This window comes from Paenibacillus sp. O199 (assembly GCF_001636635.1).
GTDB classification, from domain to species: Bacteria; Bacillota; Bacilli; order Paenibacillales; family Paenibacillaceae; genus Paenibacillus; species Paenibacillus marchantiae.
Map to the genome: position 1 here is coordinate 1 of NZ_LGRP01000070.1, position 7,924 is coordinate 7,924.

10 protein-coding genes are annotated in these 7,924 nt (G+C 45.6%); all 10 read left to right on the forward strand.

The features are described from left to right. A partial coding sequence (locus A6049_RS31775; RefSeq protein ID WP_275078686.1) for a helicase-related protein occupies positions 1-961 on the forward strand: 961 nt, incomplete at its 5' end. Between the two features lie 329 nt (positions 962-1,290). Further along, positions 1,291-2,175, forward strand: coding sequence for a ComF family protein (locus A6049_RS31780; RefSeq protein ID WP_063568398.1), 885 nt, complete (start codon positions 1,291-1,293; stop codon positions 2,173-2,175). Between the two features lie 313 nt (positions 2,176-2,488). Further along, on the forward strand, positions 2,489-2,896 hold the full coding sequence (locus tag A6049_RS31785; RefSeq protein ID WP_063568399.1) for a TIGR03826 family flagellar region protein: 408 nt from the start codon (positions 2,489-2,491) through the stop codon (positions 2,894-2,896). Positions 2,897-3,048: 152 nt separating this feature from the next. Continuing rightward, complete coding sequence (gene flgM / locus A6049_RS31790; RefSeq protein WP_063568400.1) at positions 3,049-3,333, forward strand: flagellar biosynthesis anti-sigma factor FlgM; 285 nt, start codon at positions 3,049-3,051, stop codon at positions 3,331-3,333. A gap of 11 nt (positions 3,334-3,344) precedes the next feature. Further along, a complete protein-coding gene (locus A6049_RS31795; RefSeq protein ID WP_063568401.1) occupies positions 3,345-3,848 on the forward strand; it encodes a flagellar protein FlgN in 504 nt (167 codons plus the stop codon). A 19-nt stretch (positions 3,849-3,867) separates the two neighbouring features. Then, positions 3,868-5,424 (forward strand): flagellar hook-associated protein FlgK, encoded by a 1,557-nt coding sequence (gene flgK / locus A6049_RS31800; protein ID WP_063568402.1) that lies wholly within the window; start codon positions 3,868-3,870, stop codon positions 5,422-5,424. Positions 5,425-5,450: 26 nt separating this feature from the next. Next, positions 5,451-6,371 (forward strand): flagellar hook-associated protein FlgL, encoded by a 921-nt coding sequence (gene flgL, locus A6049_RS31805; RefSeq protein ID WP_063568403.1) that lies wholly within the window; start codon positions 5,451-5,453, stop codon positions 6,369-6,371. Positions 6,372-6,388: 17 nt separating this feature from the next. Then, the gene (locus A6049_RS31810; protein ID WP_063568404.1) at positions 6,389-6,958 is read left to right on the forward strand and encodes a DUF6470 family protein; all 570 of its coding nucleotides are present in this window, start codon (positions 6,389-6,391) and stop codon (positions 6,956-6,958) included. Between the two features lie 84 nt (positions 6,959-7,042). Further along, positions 7,043-7,492 carry a flagellar assembly protein FliW gene (fliW, locus tag A6049_RS31815; protein ID WP_090951859.1) on the forward strand — a complete coding sequence of 150 codons (450 nt, stop codon included), beginning with the start codon at positions 7,043-7,045 and terminating at the stop codon, positions 7,490-7,492. Further along, positions 7,493-7,738 carry a carbon storage regulator CsrA gene (csrA, locus tag A6049_RS31820; RefSeq protein WP_063568405.1) on the forward strand — a complete coding sequence of 82 codons (246 nt, stop codon included), beginning with the start codon at positions 7,493-7,495 and terminating at the stop codon, positions 7,736-7,738. Positions 7,739-7,924 lie beyond the last annotated feature (186 nt).

Consider the following 7,924-nt stretch of genomic DNA (forward strand, 5'->3'; position numbering starts at 1 on the left):
TAAAACCGAGATGATATTCCCTTTGCTCCAATACATATTGGAGCGCGGTGGACGTGCGCTTGTTGCTACGCCGCGCCGGGATGTCGTTCTGGAGCTTGCCCCTCGTCTGGCGAAAGCGTTCCCTGACATCTCGCTCGCTACGCTATACGGAGGCAGCACCGAGCGCTGGAAAGACGCGCAGCTCACACTTGCGACCACGCACCAGCTGATGCGTTTTTACCAGGCATTCGATCTGGTCATTATCGACGAGCTTGATGCATTTCCCTACCATAATGATCCCATGCTCGCTCATGCAGCGGCGTCCTCGTGCAAGCCTGATGGCCATTTTGTGTATCTGTCCGCTACGCCACCAGCCCGGTTACAGCGGGAAGCAGCGCAAGGGAAACTCACTCACGCCAAAGTTCCGGTACGCTTCCACCGCTATCCTTTACCCGTGCCGCGGTTGTTGAAAATGCCCACCGTCGCCGAATGTATTCGGAAGCGAGAGCTGCCTGCGACACTAAAAAAGAGTATTCAAACCTCCTTGCTACGGGAAGCTCAGGTATTTGTTTTTGTGACGCGGATCGCTCAGATTGAGGCATTTGTAAATCTCATGCGTCGCATGTTTCCACAAATCCATATCGAAGGAACGTCATCCCAAGATCCGGGCCGCGCGAGCAAAGTTATTGCGTTTCGTGAACGGACCATACGTCTGCTCGTGACCACCACTATCTTGGAGCGGGGCGTCACCATTCCGCGTAGCGATGTATTTATTTTGGATGCGGATAATGGTCTCTTCGACGAAGCATCTCTGGTACAGATGGCGGGTAGAGCGGGTCGATCTATGGATGATCCAGCAGGAAGAGTCGTCTTCGCATCATCCCGTCGTACGCGTTCCCAGGTGAAAGCAGTGGCACAAATCCAAAAGATGAACACCATCGCAAAACGTAAAGGCTACCTTCACCCACCAACACACCCATAGATACGAAGGGAGGCAACAATCTAATGTCGAACTGGCTAAGCAGCATCACTGACCACGTACACCAACTCACCCATCGCCTGCATGGATTACTCGCTCCACCCGGAGCGACTTGTCTGACTTGTGGTACACGAGCGATATTGTCTCCGATCTACCCCGGCATCTGTCCGCGTTGTGTGCAGCAAATTCCATGGATTCGTTCCATTCGCTGTCTGCGTTGTGGTCGGGGGATCGGCTGCCCGGACTGCGTCCGCCCACACATGCAAAACCGTTCTTTCATATGCAACCGCAGCGCCGTCCAGTATAACGCTCTTATGAAGGAATGGATTGGGATGTACAAATTCAGAGGCTACGAGCGCTACGCGCCACTGTTAACGGCTCTTATGATTCAAGCATTTCAAGCAATGAGTGAAGAACTCAACCCTGTTGTGGCAAAAGAAACCCTGGCCCCCGTGGCTCATCCCGCCACGCCTGCTCAATACCAGGTGGATGGCAGCTCACATCCACCCGGTTCGATTGCGTCAACAAACGCACTCGTTCACCGACCTAACGGGCACGTAACATTGCCCGCGCCCGTCCACTTACCTGCCACGTTAGCGCCCGTGCATATAAACGCGCAACACAACAACCACAGCTCAGACGCGTACTACACGCACGCTCATCCCGGAGCAACGATGCGCAACCGCCAGTCGCTGCTCCAAAGCAATAAGCCGCGATGGCGGCCAGACGCCGTGACCTATGTCCCCGTCAGCGACGAACGCCTTGCCGAGCGCGGCTTCAACCAGGCCGAGCGGCTCGCAGCAGGACTTGCCACTGCCGTCCGCCTACCAGTAGTTGATTTGCTGCAGCGTCGAATCAACACCACCAAACAAAGCTTCAAAACACGTGGCGAGCGTATTCAGACCATGCAGGACGCATTTGCAATGCAACGGGGTGGGACGGACTTGATGCATGACCTCTATAATGGCACCTCTCAATTCGTGAAAAAGAACGTGTATTCACGGGCAGCTAATTCATTCTCTAATGGAGAGGAAGGGTCTTCACATTTCAGATCAACCCCACAAGGTTGGCAAGTTGCTCCCTTACGCTTGCTGATAATTGATGATATCTACACAACCGGTAGCACCTTGGATGCCTGTGGACAGGTGATCTTAAGCGCTGGATCTTCTATTTACCTTCCAATAGAGATTTACACGCTGACTTTGGCCAGATCTTAAGTTTAAGAACCCATAAGTGATATATGAAAATGCATATTATATTTAACGTGATGCCTGTGTCCATTACTGGTGATCACTTTACTGATTTTCGAATAACAACATATCTGGGTTTATGTTCATTAGTTCTTCAGTTGAGAAAGATTAATGTGTAATTCTGCAAAAACAACTTGTTTAATATCCATAAGATTGCGCATACATGCATCCTATACCCCTTTTATATTCGCAAAGAGGCTATGGACTTGATGTGAGAAAATAAGGTAATGTATAGTTATTATCCATTCGGAAGAGGAAGTTTGAGAGGGGCGTTTTAGCGATGAATCTGGGTAATTGTCCGCGTTGTGGCAAATTATATGCGTTGAATTTTCGGGATGTATGCTCGAATTGTATCAAGGAAATTGAACTGGAATACCAGACTTGTGTGGAATATCTACGCAAAAACAAAGGCACTAACATACAGGAACTATCTGATGCAACAGAAGTTTCAATTAAAAATATTACCAAGTTCATTCGTGAGGGACGGATTTCCATCGAAAACGCCCCAAATATGATGTATCCTTGTGAAGTATGCGCAACCCTGATTCGTGAAGGTCATATGTGCGACTCCTGCCGGAATCGTTTGACGAAAGATTTGGCTGGAGCGGCTCGAGAAGTAGGTCAGAAGGATAACGGCAATATAGGCGGGCGAACCTACAATGCTGTCGACAAACTGCGCGATTCATAGGAATGAGGGCTTAAATACAAGTTTTGCTATAACAAATGTTTTGGAACGTACCGATAAACTTATTAAAGATTATCGGTTTTTTTTATTATCCTAATCGTTCGAGAACATAAAGATAATGTGAAAATCCTAAGGTGGAAGGAAGTGCATTTCGTATGAAAATCAATGAACCCAATAGAATTGGTGCAATCAATTCATATCAGAGGAACGTTGAATCCAATCAGCAGGCTGATGCCAAAAAGAGCCGCCGTAAGGACGAAGTATCCATTTCTCCGGAGGCGATGAAGATGCTTGAGGAACAAGGTCGTACACAGGATGCAGGACGTATACAGCGGATACAGGAACTAAAAGAACAGGTGAGTTCAGGAACTTACCAAGTGGACAGCAGTAAACTTGCTGACAAGTTACTGCCGTATTTTAAGTCTTTTGATAAGGAATAGGTGATTATGCAATGGCAGCGCTGGACAGATTAATTGCAGTTTTGCAGCAAATGGAACAAAACCACCGAGACATGCTGGCACTCAGCGAGATTAAGAGGCAGGTCATTGTCAAAAATGATGTGGACCAACTCATTTCTCTGATGAATAAGGAATCCAAGTTTATGAAACAGCAGGAGCCGCTCGAAAGTGAACGACTGAGCGCAGTTCATGAATTACTTCAGGAGCGTGGGATCAAATCTATGTTGAACCTGAATATCACAGAGATCTCCAAGCTTATTTTTGATCCAGCTGACAAACAGCGATTGCTTGAAGTCCAGAAGAAGCTCGCGGGAACATTGCAGGAGTTGAAAGAAATTAATCAATTGAATCAAAAACTGATCGAGCAGTCATTGATGTTTATTGATCTCTCAATGGACATATTTGCTTCTCGGCCGGAACAGGATGCCACGTATCAGCATCCTGCTGATAAGAACGGTAATCCAGGGCGAATCGGTCTTTTTGATACACGTGCCTGATTAATTAGGGGGAAACAAGGTGACATCTACTTTTCATTCAATCGAAACGGCTAAACGCAGTTTGTTCACACAGACGACAGCTCTTAGCACAACTGGTCACAATGTGGCCAATGCCAACACCGAAGGGTACTCCCGGCAAAAGGTAAACATGCAGGCATCTATTCCTATGGAGCCGTTTGCATTTTTGCACAGTACAACACCAGGACAACTCGGAACAGGGGTGGAGTTTGATTCCATTACCCGTGTCCGTGAGAAGTTTCTCGATGACCAGTTCCGTAATGAAAACAACAACTTTGGAAGTTGGTCTATTCAACGGGATACACTTGAGAAACTTGAAGCCATTGTGAATGAACCATCTGACACCGGATTTCGGACCGTAATGGATAACTTCTATAAATCCTGGTCAGATCTGAGTAAAAATCCGGAGGATGTTACTGCTCGTCGAATCGTAAAAGAGACGACACTGGCTCTGACAGATGCGATGAATCAGATCAGCCGCCAACTGGATGCACTGAGTCAGGATTTGGATAACAATATTGAAGTGAAAGGCAGTGAAATTCAAGGGTATCTTGGTAACATTGCCAACCTTAATAGCGCTATAGTTAAAGTAGAGTCTCTTGGTGATAACGCCAATGATCTTCGTGACCAACGTGATCTGATGGCAGACAAATTATCCAAGATTATGAATATTACTGTCACAGATTCTCCCCAGGGCTACCAGATCCAGATGAATGGACAAGCTCTGGTTACAGGTGGGGCAGTACAAGCAACGGTAGATTCGGCTTTTCTTAATACTGCTTATGCTGCGGGTAATCTCACGAATGGTGAAGTTCACGGGATGATTAAGTCGAGAGATACATTAGTCAGTGACTATAAGAAACAAATGGATGACCTAGCCAATACGCTTGCCAACGGAGAGATTCAGATTACCTTACCAGCAGGCTCAGTCCTGCCAGACAATACTGTTCTGGGTGGGGTGACATACACAGGCGCTGCACGTACACTGTCAGCTGATCTGACCGTTACGGTAAAAGGTTTGAATGGTCTACATCAACTTGGATATAGCATGGATGGATCGACTTCTCCTGGAGTACCATTCTTCACATCCTCTGATGGTGGAACTGCAATTACAGCTGGCAATATCTCATTGAACGCCGCGATTCTGGCGGATCCGAATAAGATCGCAACATCTCTAAGAACTACTACTGATGCCTCAGGAGCAGAGACCGTAATCAAGGGGAATAATACACTGGCGAATCTGCTTGCCAATCTTAAAGATACGCCGATGAAATCAGCTGATGGTTTGCGTAATGCAACGGTTGGTGCTCAGTTCAGTGCCATTGTGGGACAACTCGGGGTCCAATCTCAGGAAGCGGCACGTCAGACATCTAATTCGGAGTTTCTTGTAGAACAAGTAGATACTCGCCGCCAATCGGTTAGTGGTGTTTCATTGGATGAAGAGATGGCGAACATGATCAAATTCCAACATGCTTACAGCGCCTCTGCACGTTTTATGACTACCTACGATCAGCTGCTTGATAAATTGATTAATTCCACCGGTACAGTCGGCAGATAATTAAGAGGGGACTGAGATAGAATACGATGAGAATTACGAATAATATGCTTAGCTCACAGTTGGTTCTTAACTTGAACCGGAATGCACAGCAGATGAACAATACACAAACTCAACTGGCAACAGGCCGTAAAATCAATAAACCGTCTGACGATCCGGTAGGGATTACATACTCCCTTCGTTATCGTGCAGAACTGTCTTCCAATGAGCAGTATCAAAAGAATGTGGATAGCACGATTTCATGGTTAGATTTTAATGATACGGTAATGGATCAGGCGGGCAGTGTAGTTGAACGTTTAAGGGAACTAACGGTGCAGGCAGGGACTGGAACCAACCCACAAGCTGCACTGGATAGTATTAATAAAGAGGTAAAGCAACTTAAGGCACAACTCGTTGATATTGCAAACAGTAAACTGAACGGGAAATACATTTTCAATGGCGAAACTTATGATCAAAAACCTTATGACTTTCCTACAAGCGGTGATGGTTCATTTGATACAACCAATGCAGCGGCAGTGATAACCGACCCTGGCAAGATTAATTTCATTGTTGGTGAGAGCATACAAATGCCGATTAACGTAACTGGTAATGAGTTTTTTGGGAATTCAACCGACACAGACAATCTATTTGTAGTATTCAATACAATCAGTCAAGCACTTACAGATGGGAATTTGGAAGAACTGTCTAATCAGCTTGATACAATTGACAGTCGCACAGACAAAATGCTAGCTATTCGTGCAGATGTTGGGGCTAAAACCAACAGGGTTGATCTTATGCAAGGAAGATTAAGTGATCTAGAGGTTAACTTAACTGATTTGCAATCCAAGGTTGAGGATGCGGATTTCGCAGAATTGTCCATAAAGTCTAAAATCCAAGAGAATATTTATAATGCTTCGCTGTCCGCTGGTTCTAAAATTATATCTCAGAGCTTAGTTGATTTCCTGAGATAAATAGGAAGGGTGATCTTTTGAAAACTCTCCCCATCCTACAAATCCGCACAACTCCTTCTGTTTTGCATATTGATGCTGATCTGGGCCAGCAATCTATTCGCCAACCGAAGGCAGATGTTCAGATGAAGACACGTCCGTCTACACTGACTGTGGAGAGTCATCCGATCCGATTCGAAGTTGATCAGAGCAGAGCAATCTCTGCCTATACTGGCGGCAACATGATTGATATGAATGCTCGCATATACTCAGGGATCGAGAAATTATTTCTGGAGAATATGGCTGAGCGTGTTCAGCAAGGGAATGAGCTGGCGGCTATACACAAACCAGGCAATACGATTTCGAATATTATAGGGACCAATTGGAAGTCCAAGCCCTTCCCCGAAACAAGAACGCCCGCCTCTATGGATAACGTGGATATACGCATTGAGACGCGTGCACCAAGTGTTCGTTTCGAAGCGGCTGTCTCTGAGATGAACGTCACCGTAAATAAACCTGAGATTGAGTATCAGCGTGGCAAGTTAGACATTTATGTTAAGCAGTATGCTTCTATACAATTCACTCCACCTGCTATAGATCTGGAGTTATAAGCTATAATGAAAGCTATAGACGGTCATTCGTATGCCTGCTATAGCTTTTTTTGCATCAAAGAAACTATCGCCAAGGAGGCGTTTATGATTAAGATTCATACAAGCATGTGGGGAGAAGTAGAGGTTCAGGACGAAGAGGTATATCAATTCCCGAAAGGTTTACCTGGCTTCGATGAAGAGACTGAATTTGCATTGATTCCTTGGGAGGATACGCCTTTCAGTTATTTACAATCTGCAAGGGAGCCGGGATTGGCATTCCTCTTGGTAAATCCGTTTACTTTCGTACCGGATTATAATTTCGAATTGGGAGAGGTAGATAAGGAAGAATTGGAGATTATAGAGCAAGTATCCGTGTACTCTATGGTCACCATTCATTCACAGGCGAATAAATCAACAATGAACCTGCTTGCACCCTTAGTTCTTAACCCCGAGCAACATATAGGGAAACAAATCGTGCTCCATCAGTCTTCTTACGATACACGCCATCTGATCTGGGCAGAAGACGATGCCAAATCAGTGAAAGGTGGAGTGTAAATGCTGGTATTATCACGTAAAAAAGGCGAGTCCATCGTCATAGAGGATCATATTGAGGTAACTGTGCTAGCAGTAGAGGGTGATACAGTACGAATCGGGATCTCTGCACCCAAGCATATTGATATCTTCCGTAAGGAAATATATTCATCCATCTTAGAGGCTAATCGGGAATCTGCAACCCCGCTTGCAACCAATATTGAAGCCTTTATGGAACGTCTACGAAATACAGAACTCAAAAAAAAATAAAAATATTCCAATTTGCTATAAACAGTTGCTCTCTCTCTGTCGATATATAATTTAGACGCTGCTTCGGCAGGGCGGCCGACCTTAATGTCGCGGCGTTTACCACATGGATGTGGAACTAATTTATTTTCAGGGAGGAAATACCACAATGATTATTAACCACAATATCGCAGCAATGAACACGCACCG

Excerpts from the sequence above, each read along its gene's own strand:
- A6049_RS31795 (WP_063568401.1), top strand. The coding sequence starts at position 3,345 with ATGGCAGCGCTGGACAGATTAATTGCAGTTTTGCAGCAAATGGAACAA.
- A6049_RS31785 (WP_063568399.1), top strand. The coding sequence starts at position 2,489 with ATGAATCTGGGTAATTGTCCGCGTTGTGGCAAATTATATGCGTTGAAT.
- flgL (WP_063568403.1), top strand. The coding sequence starts at position 5,451 with ATGAGAATTACGAATAATATGCTTAGCTCACAGTTGGTTCTTAACTTG.
- flgM (WP_063568400.1), top strand. The coding sequence starts at position 3,049 with ATGAAAATCAATGAACCCAATAGAATTGGTGCAATCAATTCATATCAG.
- fliW (WP_090951859.1), top strand. The coding sequence starts at position 7,043 with ATGATTAAGATTCATACAAGCATGTGGGGAGAAGTAGAGGTTCAGGAC.
- A6049_RS31780 (WP_063568398.1), top strand. The coding sequence starts at position 1,291 with ATGTACAAATTCAGAGGCTACGAGCGCTACGCGCCACTGTTAACGGCT.
- csrA (WP_063568405.1), top strand. The coding sequence starts at position 7,493 with ATGCTGGTATTATCACGTAAAAAAGGCGAGTCCATCGTCATAGAGGAT.